Annotated in this window: 18 protein-coding genes; 16 read left to right on the top strand and 2 right to left on the bottom strand. The window is 39.2% G+C overall.

Annotated elements, in window-relative coordinates; all coding sequences use genetic code 11:
- The first annotated feature begins 734 nt into the window (after nucleotides 1–734).
- From hybO to yedF, 12 genes are all read left to right on the top strand, one after another.
- Nucleotides 735–1,859, top strand: coding sequence for a hydrogenase 2 small subunit (gene hybO / locus JEP40_RS01390; protein WP_072069443.1), 1,125 nt, complete (start codon nucleotides 735–737; stop codon nucleotides 1,857–1,859).
- Nucleotides 1,856–2,869 (top strand): hydrogenase 2 operon protein HybA, encoded by a 1,014-nt coding sequence (gene hybA, locus JEP40_RS01385; RefSeq protein ID WP_036911746.1) that lies wholly within the window; start codon nucleotides 1,856–1,858, stop codon nucleotides 2,867–2,869. Before hybO ends, hybA begins: the two co-directional genes overlap by 4 nt.
- The gene (hybB, locus tag JEP40_RS01380) at nucleotides 2,856–4,037 is read left to right on the top strand and encodes a Ni/Fe-hydrogenase cytochrome b subunit (RefSeq protein ID WP_023580918.1); all 1,182 of its coding nucleotides are present in this window, start codon (nucleotides 2,856–2,858) and stop codon (nucleotides 4,035–4,037) included. The genes hybA and hybB overlap by 14 nt, the downstream gene beginning before the upstream one ends.
- The gene (gene hybC, locus JEP40_RS01375; RefSeq protein WP_198622110.1) at nucleotides 4,034–5,737 is read left to right on the top strand and encodes a hydrogenase 2 large subunit; all 1,704 of its coding nucleotides are present in this window, start codon (nucleotides 4,034–4,036) and stop codon (nucleotides 5,735–5,737) included. Before hybB ends, hybC begins: the two co-directional genes overlap by 4 nt.
- A complete protein-coding gene (locus JEP40_RS01370; RefSeq protein WP_109408036.1) occupies nucleotides 5,737–6,225 on the top strand; it encodes a HyaD/HybD family hydrogenase maturation endopeptidase in 489 nt (162 codons plus the stop codon). The genes hybC and JEP40_RS01370 overlap by 1 nt, the downstream gene beginning before the upstream one ends.
- On the top strand, nucleotides 6,222–6,716 hold the full coding sequence (gene hybE, locus JEP40_RS01365; RefSeq protein WP_198622109.1) for a hydrogenase-2 assembly chaperone: 495 nt from the start codon (nucleotides 6,222–6,224) through the stop codon (nucleotides 6,714–6,716). Before JEP40_RS01370 ends, hybE begins: the two co-directional genes overlap by 4 nt.
- A gap of 62 nt (nucleotides 6,717–6,778) precedes the next feature.
- A complete protein-coding gene (gene hypB / locus JEP40_RS01360; protein ID WP_198622108.1) occupies nucleotides 6,779–8,011 on the top strand; it encodes a hydrogenase nickel incorporation protein HypB in 1,233 nt (410 codons plus the stop codon).
- On the top strand, nucleotides 8,002–8,268 hold the full coding sequence (gene hybG, locus JEP40_RS01355; protein ID WP_198622107.1) for a hydrogenase maturation factor HybG: 267 nt from the start codon (nucleotides 8,002–8,004) through the stop codon (nucleotides 8,266–8,268). The genes hypB and hybG overlap by 10 nt, the downstream gene beginning before the upstream one ends.
- Nucleotides 8,255–9,391, top strand: coding sequence for a hydrogenase formation protein HypD (hypD, locus tag JEP40_RS01350; RefSeq protein WP_198622140.1), 1,137 nt, complete (start codon nucleotides 8,255–8,257; stop codon nucleotides 9,389–9,391). The genes hybG and hypD overlap by 14 nt, the downstream gene beginning before the upstream one ends.
- The gene (hypE, locus tag JEP40_RS01345) at nucleotides 9,388–10,407 is read left to right on the top strand and encodes a hydrogenase expression/formation protein HypE (RefSeq protein WP_198622106.1); all 1,020 of its coding nucleotides are present in this window, start codon (nucleotides 9,388–9,390) and stop codon (nucleotides 10,405–10,407) included. Before hypD ends, hypE begins: the two co-directional genes overlap by 4 nt.
- Nucleotides 10,408–10,616: 209 nt before the next feature.
- Entirely contained in the window at nucleotides 10,617–11,843 is a 1,227-nt protein-coding gene (gene yedE, locus JEP40_RS01340) for a selenium metabolism membrane protein YedE/FdhT (RefSeq protein WP_198622105.1), read from the top strand.
- On the top strand, nucleotides 11,840–12,082 hold the full coding sequence (gene yedF / locus JEP40_RS01335) for a sulfurtransferase-like selenium metabolism protein YedF (protein WP_006535172.1): 243 nt from the start codon (nucleotides 11,840–11,842) through the stop codon (nucleotides 12,080–12,082). The genes yedE and yedF overlap by 4 nt, the downstream gene beginning before the upstream one ends.
- 77 nt (nucleotides 12,083–12,159) lie before the next feature.
- Here yedF and JEP40_RS01330 read toward each other — a convergent pair whose 3' ends face one another.
- Entirely contained in the window at nucleotides 12,160–12,798 is a 639-nt protein-coding gene (locus tag JEP40_RS01330) for a TetR/AcrR family transcriptional regulator (RefSeq protein ID WP_198622104.1), read from the bottom strand.
- 93 nt (nucleotides 12,799–12,891) lie between these two features.
- Here JEP40_RS01330 and JEP40_RS01325 point away from each other — a divergent pair, with 93 nt between their 5' ends.
- Nucleotides 12,892–13,593 carry a DAPG hydrolase family protein gene (locus tag JEP40_RS01325; protein WP_198622103.1) on the top strand — a complete coding sequence of 234 codons (702 nt, stop codon included), beginning with the start codon at nucleotides 12,892–12,894 and terminating at the stop codon, nucleotides 13,591–13,593.
- A gap of 227 nt (nucleotides 13,594–13,820) precedes the next feature.
- Here the strand turns inward: JEP40_RS01325 and rdgC are convergent, their stop codons facing one another.
- Nucleotides 13,821–14,729, bottom strand: a complete 909-nt coding sequence (gene rdgC, locus JEP40_RS01320; RefSeq protein WP_198622102.1) for a recombination-associated protein RdgC — start codon at nucleotides 14,727–14,729, stop codon at nucleotides 13,821–13,823.
- 1,328 nt (nucleotides 14,730–16,057) lie between these two features.
- Between rdgC and JEP40_RS01315 the strand changes: the two genes are divergently transcribed.
- The 3 genes from JEP40_RS01315 to JEP40_RS01305 all read left to right on the top strand — a co-directional run bounded on the left by JEP40_RS01315 (nucleotide 16,058) and on the right by JEP40_RS01305 (nucleotide 20,173).
- Entirely contained in the window at nucleotides 16,058–17,272 is a 1,215-nt protein-coding gene (locus JEP40_RS01315) for a porin (RefSeq protein WP_232799114.1), read from the top strand.
- An 83-nt stretch (nucleotides 17,273–17,355) separates the two neighbouring features.
- Nucleotides 17,356–19,311: a bifunctional 2',3'-cyclic-nucleotide 2'-phosphodiesterase/3'-nucleotidase gene (locus tag JEP40_RS01310; protein ID WP_198622100.1), complete on the top strand. Its 1,956-nt coding sequence runs from the start codon at nucleotides 17,356–17,358 to the stop codon at nucleotides 19,309–19,311.
- Nucleotides 19,312–19,396: 85 nt separating this feature from the next.
- Nucleotides 19,397–20,173: a ribonuclease T2 family protein gene (locus JEP40_RS01305; protein WP_109408027.1), complete on the top strand. Its 777-nt coding sequence runs from the start codon at nucleotides 19,397–19,399 to the stop codon at nucleotides 20,171–20,173.
- Nucleotides 20,174–20,177: the final 4 nt, after the last annotated feature.

Here is a 20,177-nt window from a genome sequence, read left to right as displayed (position 1 = left end):
GTTACCTTATATCAATATATATTTAATTTTATAGCGATTTTATACTAGGGTATTAGCTTATTCCAAAAACGAATATACATATAACTATATGAAAAATGATAAGAAAAACAGGTTAATTTATGATTAAAAAGTAAACAGAGCAATAATTATTAAAAAATAATAACAAATGAAGATTGGATAAATTAGTAATTAAAATAGGCTGAAATTAAATATATTAATGTAATGATTTCTTGTTTATGAAATGCAATTTTTAACATTATTTATGATGTAATATAAAGGTTGATAATATGAAAACAAGAGTCATCATTATAATTAAAAAACATATTAAAACTTATTTTTAATAAAATTTTTTAGAAAATTGAAATTATTAATTATTAATTTTGTATTATTTTAAATTTATTGTCTTATAAATTGAGTGTTTTTTGATTTATTTCTATCGTGTTGATTTATAACAATTAATAAATTCACACCTTCCTATTTATTGAGATAATGAGAATTATTACTACTTAAATTATCATTACTAAATAGCGTTTTAATAATTTTAAAATGACGAAATATATAAAATATAGGCATTAAACCTTATATTGCTGAAACGTTTTTACTCACATAAAAGAATAATTTATTTTTTAATGAATTATCGCTTGATAATGATCAAGTCATTATTGTGTCGGAGTGTTAAAAAGGCGGTGTTTTAAAATTATTCCAATTAAAAATCATCATATCAGGAGAGATATATGGCCTTGGGGAATAATGTTTTTTCCCATCATGGTATTAACCGACGCGATTTTATGAAATTGTGTGCTGCGTTGTCAGCTACCATGGGATTAAGCGGCAAAGCCGCCGCAGAAATGTCAGAAGCAATGGCGTCATCTGAACGCCCACCCGTTATCTGGATTGGTGCTCAGGAGTGTACAGGGTGTACGGAGTCTTTATTACGTGCAACTCACCCGACTCTGGAAAACCTAGTACTTGATGTTATCGCACTTGAATATCATGAAGTGCTTTCTTCGGCTTTTGGTGATCAAGCTGAAGAAAATAAACACAACGCGATGGAGAAATATAAAGGTAAGTACGTTCTCGTTGTCGATGGTTCAATTCCAGACAAAGATGGCGGTGTTTACTGTATGGTTGCAGGAAAACCTATTCTTGAGCATATCAAAGAAGCTGCTGAAGGAGCAGCTGCGATTATTGCAATTGGTTCATGTTCTGCATGGGGTGGTGTGCCAGCAACAGGGGGTAACCCAACCGGTGCTAAATCATTGGAAGCAATTTTACCGGGTAAAACGGTTATCAATATTCCAGGATGTCCACCAAACCCACACAACTTCTTAGCAACTGTTGCACATATTATTACTTTCAATAAATTGCCTAAGTTAGATAGCAAAAACAGACCGCTTTTTGCTTATGAGCGTTTAATTCACGAAAACTGTGAACGTCGCCCTCATTTTGATGCGGGTCGTTTTGCTAAAGAATTTGGTGATGAAGGTCATCGTCAAGGTTGGTGTTTATACCATTTAGGCTGTAAAGGCCCTGAAACCTATGGTAACTGCCCAACATTGGAATTCTGTGATGTCGGTGGTGGAATTTGGCCTGTGGGGATCGGTCATCCTTGTTACGGATGTAACGAAGAAGGGATTGGCTTTACTAAAGGTATTTTCCAATTAGCGAATGTTTATCAGCCAACACCAAAAGCACAAGTACCTGATGTTAATGCGAAAGAAGGTGGTGGCGTGTCTTATGGTGCTGCGGGCTTGCTCGGTGCTGTCGTGGGTGCTGTCGCCGGTGTCAGTGTGATGGCTGTGCGTCAATTAGGCCGTGACAAGAATGCCACAGGAGCCTCACAGGAGGATAAACGGTGAATAGGCGTCATTTCTTTAAGCTGGCATCAGGTGGAGTTCTCCTTGCGGGAATGGCTCCCACTGCGAGTCATGCTGCGGCGCAGAACCGTCCCCCAATTCCTGGGTCTCTCGGTATGCTCTATGACTCTACATTATGTGTAGGCTGTCAAGCATGTGTCACAAAATGTCAGGAAATCAATCACCCGGAGCCAATGGAGCGTGGTGATACTTACGCCAATGGTGATCCGATTTGGTCAAACAATGACAAATTAAGTCCTTACACAAATAACATTATTCAAATTTGGCGTGATGGTACTGGTGAAAATAAAGACCAACTGGAAAACGGTTATGCCTTTATTAAGAAACAATGTATGCATTGTGTTGATGCAAACTGTGTTTCTGTTTGTCCTGTTTCTGCGTTAACCAAAGATCCAAAAACCGGTATTGTCCATTATCACGCAGATATCTGTACAGGTTGTCGTTACTGTATGGTGGGATGCCCTTATAACATTCCAAAATACGACTACGACGATCCATTTGGTAAGCTCTACAAATGTGAGCTTTGTAACCAAAAAGGTGTTGAGCGTTTAGACAAAGGCTTATTACCAGGTTGTGTTGAAGTGTGTCCAACGGGGGCGGTTATTTTCGGTACACGAGAAGAATTGCTTGAAGAAGCAAAACGTCGTTTAGCGAAAAAAGCGGGTGAGGAATATCATTACCCACGTCAAACCATTAGTGGCGGCGATACTTATCTGCATAAAATTCCTGAATATCAAGATCATATCTATGGTGAGTTTGAAGGTGGTGGTACGCAAGTTATGGTACTTTCAGCGGTACCTTTTGACAATTTAGGAATGCCAGAAGTAGCACCATTATCTACAGGTGCGCGTTCTGAACATATTCAACACACGCTTTATAAAGGCATGGTATTACCAATAGCGGCCCTTGCAGGGATCACCTATTTGGTTAACCGTAATAGTAAAAAACAAGAGCAAGAACACCACAAGGAGGATAACGATGTCGAGTCATGATCCTCGTCCACTTGGCGGTAAGTTATTTACTCTCGCTGTAAGAGTGTTTTTACCGCTTGCTGTGCTCGGTTTTATTCTTATTGGTAAGCGTTTGGTATTAGGTCTAGGTGATGTCTCTGACCTGAATGGGGGATATCCTTGGGGTATTTGGATTGCCTTTGACTTATTGATAGGAACAGGTTTTGCATGTGGCGGTTGGGCACTTGCATGGGCTGTTTATGTCTTTAATAAAGGCGAGTTTCATCCATTAGTGCGTCCCGCATTATTAGCGAGCTTGTTCGGCTATTCATTAGGTGGTTTATCCATTGCTATTGATATCGGTCGTTATTGGAACATGCCTCACTTCTTTATGCCACAATACTTTAACGTTAACTCAGTGTTGTTTGAAACAGCGACCTGTATGACCATCTATATTATGGTGATGGCATTAGAATTCTTACCTGCGTTATTAGAACGTTTAGGCTGGAAAGTGTCGTTGAAACGTCTTAACAAAGCGATGTTCTTTATTATTGGTCTTGGTGCTTTACTGCCAACTATGCACCAATCTTCAATGGGATCATTAATGATTTCAGCGGGTTGGAAAGTACATCCATTGTGGCAATCTTATGAGATGTTACCGCTGTTTTCTCTGTTAACTGCTTTCCTTCTTGGTTTCACTATCGTTATTTTTGAAGGTTCTTTGCTAAAAGCAAGCCGTACCATGAATGATGATGAAACACCGCTATTTACCAAGTTAACTAAAGTGATCGAAGTGCTACTGATTGCGTTCTTGGTCTGTCGCTGGGGTGAAATTATTTGGAACGGTAAGCTGAGTTATATCGGAAATGGGGATATGTTCTCGTGGTTATTTATTGCTGAAAGTGCATTGTTATTACTTCCTCTTATTTTGATGCATTTAAATAATAATCGCCGTAGCCCAAAAATGCTGTTTGTCTGTGCTGTCTTTATCTTAATTGGCGCAGCAATGTGGCGTATGAACTACTCTTTAGTTGCTTACAATCCAGGCAATGGTTACCACTATTTCCCAACAGCAAGTGAATTGCTGATTTCTATTGGTTTCGTTGCATTTGAAGTAACAGCTTACATTCTTATTATCCGTTTACTGCCGGTTTTACCTGCACAAACAGACTCAAATATACAATTAAAAAAGGCTGAGGTTAAATCATGAGCCAACGCATTACTATTGATCCTATTACCCGTATTGAAGGGCATTTACGCGTCGATTGTGAAATTGATAACGGAAAAGTTGTTAAGGCTTGGTCTTCCGGTACCATGTGGCGCGGAATGGAGGAGATCCTAAAAGGAAGCGATCCTCGTGATGCATGGATTATCGTGCAACGTATTTGTGGTGTTTGTACGACAGTTCACGCAATTGCCTCAGTACGTGCTGTAGAAGATGCTTTAGGTATGGATATTCCTGTGAATGCACAGTATATCCGTAACTTGATTTTAGGTTCACATATCATCCATGACCATATTGTTCACTTCTACCAGCTTTCTGCGATGGACTGGGTTGATATCACTTCTGCATTACAAGCCGATCCTGAAAAAGCATCAGCGATGTTAAAAGGGGTTTCTGAATGGCATCTGAACTCTGCTGAAGAATTCAGAAAAGTACAGAAAAAAATCCAAGGTTTAGTGGACAGTGGCCAGTTAGGTATTTTTGCTAATGGTTACTGGGGTCACTCAGCCATGAAATTACCACCAGAAGTTAACTTGATTGCGGTCGCTCACTACTTGCAAGCACTTGAGTGCCAGCGTGATGCAAACCGTATTGTGGCTATTTTGGGCGGTAAAACCCCTCATATCCAAAACTTGGCTGTGGGTGGCGTGGCTAACCCGATTAACCTTGATGCGCCAAGTGTTCTCAACCTAGAACGTTTAATGTACGTGAAAAGCTTTATCGACAAGCTGGGTGATTTTGTTAACCAAGTTTATAAAGTGGATACTGCTATTTTTGCTGCTTATTATCCTGAATGGTTAAAAATCGGTAAAGGTGCTAACTACTATCTGTCTGTACCTGAATTACCAATTAATGGTAACAACACTGAGTTTTTACTGTCTGGTGGTTATATGGAAGGGATTGATTTCTCTACTTATCGACCAATTAAAGACTGGAAAGATCAGAACCTGAAAGACGGTATCGAAGAAAGTGGTAAACACGCATGGTATGAGGATGATGAACCATTAAAACCATGGGAAGGTTTAACTCGTCCTAAATACACAGGTTGGGATGAGAACAACAAATACTCATGGGTTAAATCACCAACATTCTATGGCAAGCCTGTAGAAGTCGGCACGCTAGCATGGTTAGTGTGCGGTTTAGCGGGTAAACACGAAGGAACGGTTAGAAACTATAACGACATCAACAAGATCTATACTCAATTAACCAATGAAACACTGGTGACCGAGCAACTTGAATCGACTTGGGGACGCATTATTGGGCGTACTGTCCATGCGTGTGTGTTACAAGAATCACTAGCCTCTTTATGGCAATCACTGGTTGATAATATCGGTCGTGGCGACACCGCCGCCTTTATTAAACCAGAGTTTGAACCAGGTAAAGAGTATCGTGGTGTCGGTTTCGAAGAAGCCTCTCGCGGTATGCTATCTCACTGGATCGTGTTTAAAGACGGTAAAATTACTAACTATCAGGCAGTTGTTCCATCAACATGGAACGCGGGTCCTCGTAACTTTAATGATGAACCGGGTCCTTATGAGCTATCATTGGTGGGTACACCTGTTGCTGATCCGAAAAAGCCGTTAGAAGTGGTAAGAACGATCCACTCCTTTGACCCATGTATGGCATGTGCTGTGCATATGGTTGATTTAACAGGTAAAGAGCTAAGTAAGGTGAAGGTATTATAATGCGAACTCTCGTCTTAGGTATTGGTAATTTATTACTAAGCGATGAAGGCATTGGTGTTCGTATAGTAGAGGCGCTCGAAGAGCGCTTCTCTTTACCAGAGAACGTCGATGTTATTGATGGTGGCACATCAGGTATGGAAATTTTGCAAGATATTGCTGCAAGAGATTTGCTGATTGTTGCCGATGCAGTAAGAAGTAATCATGAACCAGGCAGTATTTTTATCTTACATGATGATGATGTTCCTGCACTTTTTACACAGAAAATTTCTCCTCATCAACTAGGTTTATCTGATGTACTAATGGCTTTGCGTATGACGGATGAATTTCCTCGTAAGCTTATTTTAGTGGGCATTGAACCTGCATCATTAGAGCCAAGCATGTCATTGTCTGACATTGGTGAAAAATCAATGGAAATTGCATTAGAGCATGTGGTGAATATTTTGCGTGAATACGGCATTCCTGTCACACCTAAAGAGGTAACAGCATGAGTGAATTAAGCTGGGATATCCTAGGATATGACGAACCTCCTGTTGAGCAACTTGAAGCACGTTTTAGTGAAATTGCTGAAAAAGAGATGAAAGGGCTTCCTTTTTATCGAGAAGGCATCCCTGTAAAAGCAGGTGGTTTTACCTTATTTGAAAATCAGTGGATTGGATCTGTTTTAACGCCTTGGATGTTAGAGCTTGTCGTCTTTCCGGGACCGTCACAAGAATGGCCACATCGTAAAGTGGGTGATCGTATTGGATTAGAATTACCTTGTGGACAGATTAAATTTGTTGTGGGCGAGCTTACGGGTGGTATGCAATATCTTGCTTGTTCATTAATGTCACCACTTGATAGACACCTAACAGGTGAACATGCTGTTGAGTTGGTTGAAAATAGTGTAAAAATGGCACTTTCTCTTCCTGTTCAGACACAATCCGTAGCAGAAGTTGATTTAAGTCGTCGTTCTCTCTTCCGTGGTCAGTTAAGATCATAGTGTAGAAATTTTACGCGACACAGAGTCACATTCTTCTTATTGAATAGTACAGGAGTCAGAATATGTGTAGCACTTGCGGTTGTGGCGAAGGCAATGTCAGAATTGAAGGCGTTGAGCCTCATTCACATGAGCACCACCATCATCACTCTCACGACCATGATCATCACGACCACGGTCATCATCATGATCACGACCATCATGGGCATGATCACCATCATGAACACAAGGCTACTCCAGCGAATACTGTTCATAAATATATTGATAAGTCTGAACAAAAGCATAAGCATAACTACGAAACTAATGGTCAGCCTATCATTGTTCATCATCACTATTATCATAACAGCGGTGATGTTCATCTCCATTTTCATAACGATACACAGCTAAACGAAACCCCTGTTTTCCATGAGCATCATCATGGGCATGACGATCATCACCAGCATGATCATCATGAGCACGATCATCCACACAGTCACTCTCACGAACATGCTCACGATCATAGTCATGGGCATTCCCATAGTCATTCGCGCGATCACAGCCATGATCACAACCATGATCATGAAGAACAATTTAGCCCTGTGATTGAAAATCAAAATATGCATTATGGCCAAGGTGAAGCAGGGACACATGCTCCCGGTATTAGCCAAAAGCGTATGCTGAAAATTGAAATGGATGTGTTGGATAAAAATAACCGTATTGCCGTTCATAACCGTGAGCATTTTGAACAACAAAATGTGTTGGCATTAAATCTCGTTTCAAGTCCCGGTTCTGGTAAAACCACACTGTTAACACAAACGTTAAAACAGTTAGCGCAACGCGTCCCTTGTGCCGTGATCGAAGGCGATCAGCAAACTACCAATGATGCTGATCGTATCCGTGAAACGGGTGTTCCTGCTATTCAAGTGAATACAGGTAAAGGTTGTCATCTAGATGCACAAATGGTGCATGATGCAACACACCAATTAGGCTTGCAGGATAATAGTGTTCTCTTTATTGAAAATGTGGGTAATTTAGTGTGTCCAGCCAGTTTTGATTTGGGTGAAAAACATAAAGTGGCTATTCTTTCTGTCACTGAAGGTGAAGATAAGCCACTGAAATATCCGCATATGTTCGCCGCGGCTGACTTAATGATTATCAACAAGATTGATTTAGTGCCCCATCTTAATATTGATGTTCAAGCCTGTATCGAATCTGCTCGCCGCGTTAACCCTAATATCGAAATTATCGCATTATCGGCAACCACTGGTGAAGGCATGGAAGCGTGGTTAGCTTGGTTGGAGAGTCGTTTATGTGCTTAGGTGTTCCAGCTAAGATTGTTGAGGTGGGCGAAGACGTCCACCAACTCGCTTATGCCGAAGTCAGTGGCATCAAACGTGCTGTTAATATTTCAATGGTATGTGAAGGCGAACCAAATGAATTATTAGGTAAATGGGTGCTAATTCATGTGGGATTTGCTATGAGTATTCTTGATGAGCAGGAAGCACAAGATACCCTTGATGCATTACAGCATGTTTATGGTGTAACCCTTGAAGAGGCTGATGATGCAGTACGTTGATGAATTTCGTGATCCCGAACTTGCGAAAGCCTTACTTGCTCAAATTCGTGAAACCATTTCACAATGGCCTCAGCCGATTACACGTCCATTACAAATTATGGAAGTGTGTGGTGGGCATACACATGCCATTTTTAAATTTGGTTTAGATCGCTTATTACCTGAAGAGATTGAATTTGTTCATGGGCCGGGTTGCCCGGTTTGTGTATTACCTATGGGGCGAATTGATGCATGTTTAGAAATCGCAGCACGTCCTGATGTGATTTTCTGCACATTTGGTGATGCAATGCGTGTGCCGGGTCGTAATGGTTCAATGCTGGATGCGCGTCGTCGTGGTAGCGATATTCGTATTGTTTACTCACCGCTTGATTCACTGAAAATTGCTCAAGATAACCCAGATAAACAAGTTGTTTTTTTCGGTTTAGGTTTTGAAACAACTATGCCAAGTACTGCAATGACGCTACAACAAGCAAAATTGCGTGGACTTAAAAACTTTTCTCTATTTTGTCAGCACATTACTATCGTACCTACTTTGCGTTGTTTACTCGAGCAAGATGATGTTCGTATTGATGGCTTTATTGCACCGGGGCATGTGAGTATGGTGATTGGGTGTACACCATATCAACCGCTATGTGATGAATTTGAAAAGCCTTTTGTGGTGACAGGATTTGAACCATTAGACTTATTGCAAGCTATACTGATGGTCATTAAACAGCTTAAAGCAAAAGCAGAAAATGTAGATTATGTTTTAAGTATTGAAAACCAATATAGTCGCATTGTACCAAACGAAGGTAATAAGCTAGCTCAAAAAGCGCTGAAAGATGTATTTATGTTAAAAGAAACCAGTGAGTGGCGTGGATTGGGCGAGATCCCAATGTCAGGTATTCAATTAACACCTGCTTATTCTGAGTTTGATGCGGAGTTACGTTTTACGCCCGCACCACAAAAAGTGGCAGATAACCCACAATCTCGCTGCGGTGATGTATTAACAGGACGATGCAAACCTTCGGATTGCCCGTTATTTGGCAAAAGCTGTACGCCAGAAACCGCATTAGGTGCTTTAATGGTGTCATCAGAAGGGGCATGTGCGGCTTATTATCAGTATCGCCGTGAAGGTAATATATGAAACAACCTGATGAAATCACCTTAGCCCAAGGTAATGGTGGGCAAGGTATGCAACAACTGATCGAAGGCCTATTTTTAAAAGCGTTCGATAATCCGTTATTAAATGAAAAAGAAGATCAAGCGCGGATCTCGTTAAATGAGTTAACAGCTCTTGGTGATCGACTTGCTTTTAGTACAGACAGTTATGTGATTGATCCGATAATTTTTCCCGGTGGAAACATTGGTAAATTATCTGTTTGCGGTACTGCTAACGATCTTTCTGTTGGTGGTGCTGTACCTCGTTACCTGTCATGTGGTTTTATTCTTGAAGAAGGACTACCATTTGAAACCCTTGAAGTACTTGTATTAGCGATGGCAAAAGCAGCGTCACAAGCAGGGATACAAATTGTCACTGGAGATACAAAAGTGGTTCCCCGTGGTGCCGCGGATAAGATCTTTATCAATACTGCAGGCATTGGGGTTATTCCAACCCAAATTAATTGGGCCGCAAGCAATATCAAAGCCGGTGATAAGATCTTAGTGAGTGGTACGATTGGTGATCATGGTGCAACAATTCTTAATCTTCGTGAAAATCTAGGATTAGAAGCAGACCTACAAAGTGATTGCGCTGTTCTTGAGCCAATGATTGCACCTTTACGCCAACTTGAAGGTATTCGTGCATTACGTGATGCAACACGAGGCGGAGTGACAGCAATTTTGCATGAATTTGCCCAAGCCAGCGGTTGTGGCATGAATATACATGAAAGCAAATTGCCAATGAAACAAGCCGTTCGTGGTGTATGCGAATTGTTAGGCCTTGAGGCGCTTAATTTTGCTAACGAAGGTAAAATCGTTTTAGTGGTATCGCCTGACGCTGAAGCACGAGTTCTTGATGCTTTACATCAACATCCTTTAGGCAAAGATGCTTGTACTATCGGTGAAGTTACAACGGATAGCTATATTCGTTTAACTGGAATTTTCGGTACGAGTCGTATTCTTGACTTACCCTATAACGAGCCACTGCCTCGTATTTGTTAAGCACTTATTCCCCACTTATAAATAAAAATTATGGCTGAATTTATAAGTGGGATAAGTTATCTATCTGTTACAAAAACTTTGTTATAACGCAAATTTCCTTCATTTATCTGAATACTGACTCTTTGATAAAAAAATTATTGGAGTAACATGTTCGGCCAGTCCTACTGCGTGGAGAGGGTCTCTCGTAGAGGTAAGCTCTAGGAAAAAACATGTCTTGGTCAGAATTTAAATCTCAATACCTGATCCGTTTTTGGAAGCCTCTTCCAGCTGTTATTGCGGCAGGTATCTTATCAACTTACTACTTTGGTTTAACCGGCACTTTCTGGGCTGTCACGGGGGAGTTTACTCGTTGGGGCGGTCACGTTATGCAATGGTTTGGTGCTCATCCTGAAGAATGGGGATATTTTAAAATTATCGGGCTTGAAGGTACGCCATTAACGCGTATTGATGGTGTGATGATTATTGGAATGTTTGGGGGTTGTATTATGGCTGCTCTTTGGGCCAACAACGTCAAACTTCGCCATCCGCAACATAAAATTCGTATTCTTCAAGCGGTGCTTGGCGGGATCATCGCCGGTTTTGGTGCTCGTCTAGCAATGGGTTGTAACCTTGCCGCTTTCTTTACGGGTATTCCTCAGTTTTCTTTACATGCTTGGTTTTTCGCGGTTGCAACGGCAATTGGTTCTTATTTTGGTGCCAAGCTTTCATTGATGCCACTGTTTCGTATTCCCGTAAAATTACAAAAGGTCAGCCAAGCTTCACCAATTACTCAAGATAAACAACGTGCAAAACGTCGCTTTAGATTGGGAATGGTTATCTTTTTTGCCATGATTGCGTGGTCTTTAATTATTCTTTTTGATTCACCAAAACTAGGCTTTGCTATGTTAGGCGGTATTGGTTTTGGTATTTTAATCGAACGAGCGCAAATCTGTTTTACCTCTGCTTTCCGTGATTTATGGATAACGGGCAGAACCCATATGGCAAAAGCGATTATTATTGGTATGGCAGTGAGCGCGATTGGGATCTTCAGCTATGTTCAATTAGGTGCTGCACCTAAAATTATGTGGGCAGGGCCGAATGCTGTAATTGGTGGCTTGCTCTTCGGTTTCGGTATTGTACTTGCTGGTGGGTGTGAAACTGGCTGGATGTATCGTGCTGTGGAAGGTCAAATTCACTTTTGGTGGGTTGGATTGGGTAACGTTATCGGCTCTACATTATTGGCTTACTACTGGGATGATTTTGCCTCAGTGATCGCAACTGATTATGACAAGATTAATTTACTTGATACCTTTGGCCCTGTGGGGGGATTAGGTGTGACCTATCTAATGCTTGGTTTGTCATTTGTATTATTACTTTGGTGGGAAAAACATTTTTTCCGTAAAAAAGCCCAACAAGCACAATCTATTTCAATGCAGATTAATAAGGAAATCGTATGAGCCAGAAAGACACTATTATTCCTGATTATCGTCTAGATATGGTCGGTGAGCCTTGTCCTTATCCTGCGGTGGCAACGCTTGAAGCAATGCCATCACTGAAAAAAGGCGAAATATTAGAAGTGGTGAGTGATTGCCCTCAATCAATCAACAATATTCCGCTTGATGCGAAAAACTACGGTTATACCGTGTTAGATATTCAACAAGATGGTCCAACTATCCGTTATTTAATTCAAAAATAATAATCAGATATCTTAGTTGAAATAATCGCAATAAAAACAGTGAGCACAGCAATAAACGCTACTCGCTGTTTTTATTTTTAAGGCTTTAATATCGGTGTAATGAGTTGTATCGCTTGCTGAATTCGCAGATCAAAATTTGATTTTGGTGTCGGTGGAACAATCCCTAATGCAATTTGGCGTAAAGGCTCTGCGATCACCATGGCTAATAAAAGATCACTTAATGTAGCATAGTCATAAGATCTGATTATTCCGTTTTTTTCTTGTTGTTGTAACCACCGCGTAAGTAGACTGCGTCCTCTTAATATCCCACTGCGTTGATATTTTTCCATAAGCACTTCACGGCCAGGAAAGTTCTCTTGCAATAACTTATATAAACCGACGGCTTTATCATTAAGTACTGTTTGAACCATGCTGTTTAAATGTTGTGAGAGCAACAGGGTAAACTCTTTAAAATCAATGGCGTTATCATGAAAAATAGCGACAAAATTGTCTGTCCATGACAACACGATTTGTTCCACTAAATCTTCTTTATCTTTGGTAAAACGATAAATTGTTTTTTTGGCAATGCTTGCCTGTTTTGCAATTGCATCAATGGTTGTTGTGCTGTAACCCCGCTCTAAAAGCAAACTCATGGTCGCTTCATATATTTCTTGGCGGATCTCTTCTTCAGGGCGGGCAGGGCGTCCTCGTTTTTGATTAATCTTGCTATCTGTCATTTTTTAACCTCTTTTTTAGTTGATTTTATCACTCTTTAGGGATAAAACAATTAGGAAACGAAATTGGTTTCCTAATTAATCGGAGTTGAGAAAATGAAAAAGCAAACATTGCATTTACCTTGGGCTTTAAATGACATTAATGAACTTTTATCTCCCGCGCCATTACGCTTAGAAATGGGAATTGAAAGGGATGAAGCTGGGCATTTAACAGTTGCAGTACGTACCGATTTGCATGGTTGTAAAGGTAAGATGCTAGATTGGTGGTTTACCTTTTTTGAAGTATCACAACATATTCGCTGGTGGCATCCCCATGATCATGTTGCTCACAATGGTTGGGATGATAAATGGATAAAAGGAAAGAGTTATATCGGTGCATCAATTAAGGCGATTGAATCCTTGGGGGATATTCCACCTGTTGGAGCACAACTTAAATTCCATGATGCGAAAGATTTTTTTGATAACACATTATTAGAAGAAGCCTATAAAACAGGTGCACTTTCTAGTGCTGTATGTGCCACTATTGGTTTTGGCTCTGATGTGAAAATAGATGAAAATGGTGATCCCATTGACGGTAAAATGGTGCATTTAACGCGAGATACGGATTGGGGATGTGTATTGAGAAGCCGTTTTTATTTAGGTCATTCATTAGAAAATCCAGCCGTGGAATTACCGGATGAGGTAGCTTTTGGGTTATTGCAGCACTGTTATAACGAGTTTACTTATCTTTCTCGCTTCTTACCGTCATTGTATTACGGTGAGCATGCGAATGGGGAGAAGGGGCCGTTACCTTGGTAATAACCAATACTCGTCATACTTCAAACTGTAGCGTTGTTGACTATGTTCACTCGCACTAGTCACATACTATTGTATGCTCCTAGTATCTCATTTATTTGTTGCCTAGCTACATCTTGAATTATTTAGAGTATTTAAGAGGATATAAAGAGTAGAAGAGTAAATGAATAAAAGAGTTATTGTGGGCAGATCAGCGGGATGGCTGATCTGCTTGTTGCATTCTATGCGAGTTACTCTGCTTCGCCGCCTAAAACTTCAGTGACTCGTTCAATTAAAGCGCTTAATTCGCCGGTCATTAAAACAAAATCAGCATCAAAACGTTGAGCAAAATCAGCTTTATCGATGTCATCATTTTGCTCACGTAAAGTTTCGCTGAATTTAATACGTTTAATAGAGCCATCATCACAGAGCATAAATTGAAGGCGATCTTCCCAATCTACAGAAAGTTTGGTGACAAATTTGCCCGCTTCAATATGTGTCGCAATTTCATCAGAGACTAATTCTTGTTTCTTACAACGAATAACACCGCCTTCTTCTAATACGGCTTTTAGCTCAGCCTCATCCATTAAGGTAAAACCGGCTGGAAGTTCTCCAGAACGTACCCATTCTGTCATTTTTAATTCAACGGATTCATTAAAGTTCATAGGAACAACAGGTAATGAACCTAAGGTCTTGCGTAACAAGGCTAAGTTATCTTCAGCACGTTTCGCACTACCTGAATCAACAATGACTAATTGTTTTTCTAAATCTAACCAAATAAAAGTTTGTGAGAATTTGCTAAAAGCACGAGGAAGTAGGGTATGAACTACTTCATCTTTTAGGGTCGCTTTTTCTGTTTTTTTCAGTTTGCGTCCTTGTTCACCTTCAAGTTTTTCAACTTTGTCTTGTAAGGCATTTTTAATCACTGTTGCAGGCAAGATTTTGTCTTCTTTCCGAGCACATATCATTACTTGCTTACCCGCAACATGAATAAGCGCTTCACCACGATCGCCCATAGGCGAAACCCAACCTGTTTTGGTCATATCTTGGCTACTGCAAGGTGTGAATGCCAATGAAGCAAGCTGTTGTTCTAACTCATCCATTGACAGTGCTATCTCTTTATTTAAGCGATAGACCAAAATATTTTTAAACCACAGCATCTGACATTCCCCTTAATCATTATTTACCGCATTATGATACTGAATGTTTAGGGTATCTAAAAGGTAATATCCCTTAAAAGAAAATATCCATAATGTTATTTAATAAAAAAGAAAAAAAAGCTGAAACGAATAATTAGTAAATCTACTCTATGATAATGAGTTTTATTCTTACTTGGATTAAATTAATTAAGAATATTAATGCTGAAATAACGGGATTTTTAGTACAAGCTCTTATGTGATAATAATCACATAATTTTATTTTATAGCCATTTATTGTTTACAATATGAAATCATTTTCAGATTTATCCCTGCATTAATTTACAAAACAAAAATCTTCTTGACGGTCTCATGTGATAATTGTCACAAAAATAAGAAAATATAAAGAGTGATTTTTCACAAACGTCTAGGTGACCTACATCACAAAACTGAATATTTGTTTTTTAAATATAATCAAAATAGCACGATTGGGCTTTTTATATTAACCATGGTTATAGTTTAGAATTTGTAATGTTTTGTTGTGTTTCTCTGTTACTTGTACGTATTGATTAGATATTGTGATTGAATGGTATTCTTGTGCTTCTCTTTTTAATATTTGCAGTTAATTATTCTTTTTTCGAGTGAGTGTTACTCGTTACCACCAGTTAAATTGTATTTAAATGTGATTTTGCTTTTATTTAAATAAGAAATAAATATAAAGATAAAAAATTATTAATTAGGGATAGCAATATTCAAATCTTTAGTGTTATTTATTTAGTGGTTAAAATTAATACTTCCTTTTAAATATATTAAATAGGGGGATAAATTTTTTATTAGCAAAAAAAATAGTCTTGTAACAAAATGAAATCTAAAAGAAAAATCAAAAAATGTTATTTTTAAAAAGTTGATTTAGTTCAAAAAACACGTATCTTTACCTTTAATTGTGATGCCTATCACTTAGGTATGTAACCGTGAAATTGCATGTTGGTGTAATTGTGGGCTACATCACGAAAGAAGGGCTTTTTTTTGAGTAACATGCCAACGAAAACTCAACGACCTATTTCTTTTCCTAACAGAAATAAAAGCAATGCCCTTATTTAAATATAATGAGGATATTATTTTTGTGTCTTATTGGTGATTACGTCTGTGTCAAGGAAATTAAAACCTTTAAGAAAATTTTGTAGAGTCATAATTAGTAGCTATAAAAATTATCAATTGTGAGAGCGATTTTCTTTTTCGAAATTCGTGGCAGAGATCTTTTGTCTGAATCTCAGGTCAACTATATACGGCGGTATTATTTTTGACCTTAAAGGAAATCATAAAACTATAGAAAATAGATGGGTATTTTAATCATGAAAAGCTTGAAGCCTCTAGCAGCACTGGTTGGTTTGTTGGTTCTTTCTGGATCTGCAAACGCAGTAAACGTGTATAACGATAAAGGAACACGTTTTGATGTAAACGGTCAGTTCCGTTTAAAAACGCAAGTGACTAACCAAAATCACGAAATGAAAATGACGGATGATGGTAGTCGTATTGGTTTCTTTGGTTCACACGAACTGACTAACGATATCAAAGTATTTGGTAAATTAGAGTGGGGTTCAGATACTCAAAGAACTAACAGTGACAACCCTAAATCAAACTTTGAAATGTACAACCGTATTGGTTATGTCGGTTTCTCTCATCGTGATTATGGTCAAATCCAATTTGGTCGTACCTATATTCCGATCGACTGGGTTAAAAAATCAAGCTATGGCTATGGTAACACTGGTGTATTCTACTTTAGCGATGTATTAGGTCGTTCAGTAGGTTTCTCTGGTGGTAATACGAATATTACAGAAGATAAAAATGGTTATCATCGTATAGATTATAATGGTGTTGGTAAAAACAACTTTATGACCCGTTTACCACAAACTATTTTCTTAGAAACTAACCGTTATGAAGGCTTTAAATTAGCGGGTACGGTGACGGGTAAATCTGGTGATGATGGTCGTCGTGTTGCAGGTGATATTACTCGTGCATATTCAGTAGTTGGTTTCTATAAATCAACTTTCGGTTTGGAGTTTGATGCGGGTTATTCAGCAGCTAAAGGTGAAGCAAATACTTCAGGTCCAAATAAAGACAAAACACCTGAAAACAGTATTTTAGCTTTTGGTGCTGAATACTTCTTCCCAGGACGTGAATTCTCTATTGGTTTAGACTATGGTCAATCTCGTGCTAAAAACCCAGGTTTAGCACTCTATGAAAACCAATTTAAAAACCCTCGTGGTTGGAACTCAGTTAAAGGCGACTGGAAAGCAGATTTATATGGTGTTGGTGTGAAATGGCACTGGGATCGTATCGAAAGTGGTATGTATGCAGGTTATTATCTGCGTGATGGTGATGCAAACACGTTCAACTACAAAAAAGAAACCTATACTGTGGGTGTAGATAAACGTTTTGCAGTATCTAAATATAACAACTTACGTTTATTCGCTGAAGTAGCATACGATGATGCTCGTAGTGATAACGTGAAGTATGAAGATAAAAAACAATATATCTTCGAAACGGGTATGCGTCTGTACTTCTAGTCCTTTCAAAGAGACTGTTTGACAGAAGTAACGAAAGGAGAGCCATTTTGCTCTCCTGTTAACCAATATATAAGGGGTGTGTAATGGTTAAGAATGTGTTGAAAATTTCAACATTAGCAATGTTTGTCGCATTCAACGTGAATGCTGCGACAGTCGATCTTCGTATTATGGAGACGTCTGATGTTCACAGTAACTTAATCGACTTTGACTACTTCAAAGACAAACCAACAGAACAGTTTGGTTATGTTCGTACTGCTAATTTAATTAAAGCAGCGAAAGCAGAAGCAACCAATGCGATTTTAGTTGATAACGGCGACTTGATCCAAGGTAGCCCACTGGCTGACTACCAAGCAGCTAAAGGCTTAGAAAAAGGCGAATCTCATCCAGCTCACCAGCTGATGAACACCATGGGCTATACAGTAGGTAACTTTGGTAACCATGAATTTAACTACGGTTTAGATTACCTGAAAAAAGCCATAGCTGGTGCTAAATTCCCTTACATCAACGCCAACGTGATGGATGCGAAAACAGGCAAAAACTATTTCACACCTTATATCATTGTTGATACACCAGTAAAAGATCGTGATGGTAAAGAACACACTATCAAGATTGGTTATATCGGCTTCGTACCACCACAGATCTTAATCTGGGATAAAGCCAATCTGGATGGTAAGGTCGTTGTAAATGATATTACAGAAACAGCGAAAAAATTCGTCCCTCAAATGAAAAAAGAGGGTGCTGACCTGATTGTGGCTATTCCTCACTCTGGTTTCGCGTCAGAGCCATACAAAGCAATGGCGGAAAACTCTGTTTATTATTTAAGTGAAGTTGAAGGCATCAATGCCATCATGTTTGGTCACGCTCACGGCGTATTCCCAAGCAAAGAATTTGAAGGCATTAAAGGTGTAGATACAGCGAAAGGTACCGTAAACGGAGTTCCTGCTGTTATGCCTGGTCAATGGGGTGATCACTTAGGTGTCGTTGATATGGTTATCAATAACGACAGCGGTAAATGGGTGATGACTGAAGCAACAGGTGAAGCGCGTCCTATCTTTGATAAAGCAAACAAAAAAGCATTAGTTGAACGTGATGCTGAATTAGCTCAAATTATCGAAAAAGCACACCAAGGTACCCGTGATTTCGTGGGTAAACACATTGGTAAAGCTTCTGCCAACATGTACAGCTTCTTAGCATTAGTACAAAGCGATCCAACTGTACAAATCGTTAATGATGCACAAGTTGATTACACCAAACACTTTATTCAAGGTGATCCGAACTTAGACGGTTTACCAGTATTAGGTGCCGCAGCACCATTTAAAGCAGGTGGTCGTAAAAATGCACCAGCAGACTTTGTAGAAGTTGAAAAAGGTGACTTAACCTTCCGTAACGCTGCAGATTTATATCTGTATCCAAACACATTAGTGGTTGTTAAAGCGACCGGTGCGGATGTTGTTGAGTGGTTAGAATGTTCAGCGGGTATGTGGAACCAAGTTGATCCTAATTCAACTAAACCACAAGAACTGATCAACTGGGATGGTTTCCGTACTTATAACTTCGACACCATTAGCGGTGTGAATTATAAAGTTGACTTAACTCAACCAGCTAAATATGACGTTGATTGCCAAGTGGTTAACAAAGATGCGAATCGTATCAAAGAAGTGACTTACGAAGGCAAACCAATCGATCCTAAAGCAACATTCCTTGTTGCAACAAATAACTACCGTGGATACGGCGGTAAGTTCGCAGGTACAGGTGAAGCGAATATTGCATTTGCATCTCCAGATGAAAACCGTGCAATTTTAGCGTCTTACATTGCTAAACAAACGAAAGAAAAAGGTGAAGTTGCGACTAAAGCCGCTAACAACTGGTCATTCTTACCTATTAAGACTGATAAAGCGTTAGATGTCCGTTTTGAAACTTCGCCAAGTGAAAAAGCAGCTGCATTTATTAAAGATTTCGCTCAATATCCAATGACCTTCGTGGAAAATGATGAAATTGGTTTTGCAATTTACAAAATCGATTTAACTGAGAAGAAATAAGCAATTAAACCTGCCCGTTCAGGGCAGGTTTTTCTTACCTTTTTGAACCAAAAGAGTGGCGTTTATGACTCTTTAAGGGGATTTTATGCGCTTTATGAAGCTATTGCCTGCTGCTTTTGCGTTAGTGTTAGCAGGATGTGCAACGCAAGCACCTGAAATTACAGAACCATTAAAACCTCAAGCTAAATTAGTTGAAGGCGTATCTTGTATTTTACCTGATGCTCCAACGGCACCTTACGACTACATTGCTTCTAATGATCGCTATGGTCAAAACAGCACAGCATCAACAGATTACTTTAAGTTAGCGATTAACTACTCACCGGCTTTTTGTGATTATAAAAGTAATAATATTAAACGTTTAAATAACGATAATGAAAAAGATCGTGCAAAACGTGAGTACGATAAATTTGAAATCCAATGCTTCTCAGATAATAAATTTGGTTGGATTGTTCATGGGCTGTGGGCTGAAACCTGTGATGGTAAATCATGGGAAGACTGCCGCGATTGGAAAGACATACGCAAGCATCCTCGTTTATGTAAAGGCGATTTACCACCTTTAGAATACTCTGCTATCAAACCTTATCTGTGTGATTCTCCGGGTATCGATCTGTTACAAGGCGAATGGGAAAAACATGGTGTTTGTGCGTTTGATACACCAGATGCATTCTTTGGTAAACAAAAAGAGTTGTATGAAGCGTTAGTATTACCAGAGGGCCGTCCTTCAAATAGTGCATTGATTAAGTTCTTAAAAGAACACAATCCATCGCTGAAGGATAAAGAAATTCAAATTAATCGAGATGAATTCTATATCTGTTATAGCAAAGATTTCGAAGTAATTGATTGTCCGAAACGTGAATTTTGATCTT

This window comes from Proteus vulgaris (genome assembly GCF_016239305.1).
Lineage (GTDB): Bacteria > Pseudomonadota > Gammaproteobacteria > Enterobacterales > Enterobacteriaceae > Proteus > Proteus vulgaris_C.
The sequence above is the reverse complement of the archived record's forward strand: the minus strand, read 5'-3'. Positions and strand labels throughout refer to the sequence as shown.

What these genes read in the sequence shown, in the direction of transcription:
- JEP40_RS01325 (WP_198622103.1), top strand. Translation starts at nt 12,892, where the DNA reads ATGAAAAAGCAAACATTGCATTTACCTTGGGCTTTAAATGACATTAAT.
- yedF (WP_006535172.1), top strand. Translation starts at nt 11,840, where the DNA reads ATGAGCCAGAAAGACACTATTATTCCTGATTATCGTCTAGATATGGTC.
- hybO (WP_072069443.1), top strand. Translation starts at nt 735, where the DNA reads ATGGCCTTGGGGAATAATGTTTTTTCCCATCATGGTATTAACCGACGC.
- rdgC (WP_198622102.1), bottom strand. Translation starts at nt 14,729, where the DNA reads ATGCTGTGGTTTAAAAATATTTTGGTCTATCGCTTAAATAAAGAGATA.
- hypD (WP_198622140.1), top strand. Translation starts at nt 8,255, where the DNA reads ATGCAGTACGTTGATGAATTTCGTGATCCCGAACTTGCGAAAGCCTTA.
- hypE (WP_198622106.1), top strand. Translation starts at nt 9,388, where the DNA reads ATGAAACAACCTGATGAAATCACCTTAGCCCAAGGTAATGGTGGGCAA.
- hypB (WP_198622108.1), top strand. Translation starts at nt 6,779, where the DNA reads ATGTGTAGCACTTGCGGTTGTGGCGAAGGCAATGTCAGAATTGAAGGC.
- JEP40_RS01330 (WP_198622104.1), bottom strand. Translation starts at nt 12,798, where the DNA reads ATGACAGATAGCAAGATTAATCAAAAACGAGGACGCCCTGCCCGCCCT.
- hybG (WP_198622107.1), top strand. Translation starts at nt 8,002, where the DNA reads ATGTGCTTAGGTGTTCCAGCTAAGATTGTTGAGGTGGGCGAAGACGTC.
- hybC (WP_198622110.1), top strand. Translation starts at nt 4,034, where the DNA reads ATGAGCCAACGCATTACTATTGATCCTATTACCCGTATTGAAGGGCAT.
- yedE (WP_198622105.1), top strand. Translation starts at nt 10,617, where the DNA reads ATGTCTTGGTCAGAATTTAAATCTCAATACCTGATCCGTTTTTGGAAG.
- JEP40_RS01305 (WP_109408027.1), top strand. Translation starts at nt 19,397, where the DNA reads ATGCGCTTTATGAAGCTATTGCCTGCTGCTTTTGCGTTAGTGTTAGCA.
- hybE (WP_198622109.1), top strand. Translation starts at nt 6,222, where the DNA reads ATGAGTGAATTAAGCTGGGATATCCTAGGATATGACGAACCTCCTGTT.
- hybB (WP_023580918.1), top strand. Translation starts at nt 2,856, where the DNA reads ATGTCGAGTCATGATCCTCGTCCACTTGGCGGTAAGTTATTTACTCTC.
- JEP40_RS01310 (WP_198622100.1), top strand. Translation starts at nt 17,356, where the DNA reads ATGGTTAAGAATGTGTTGAAAATTTCAACATTAGCAATGTTTGTCGCA.
- JEP40_RS01315 (WP_232799114.1), top strand. Translation starts at nt 16,058, where the DNA reads ATGAAAAGCTTGAAGCCTCTAGCAGCACTGGTTGGTTTGTTGGTTCTT.
- JEP40_RS01370 (WP_109408036.1), top strand. Translation starts at nt 5,737, where the DNA reads ATGCGAACTCTCGTCTTAGGTATTGGTAATTTATTACTAAGCGATGAA.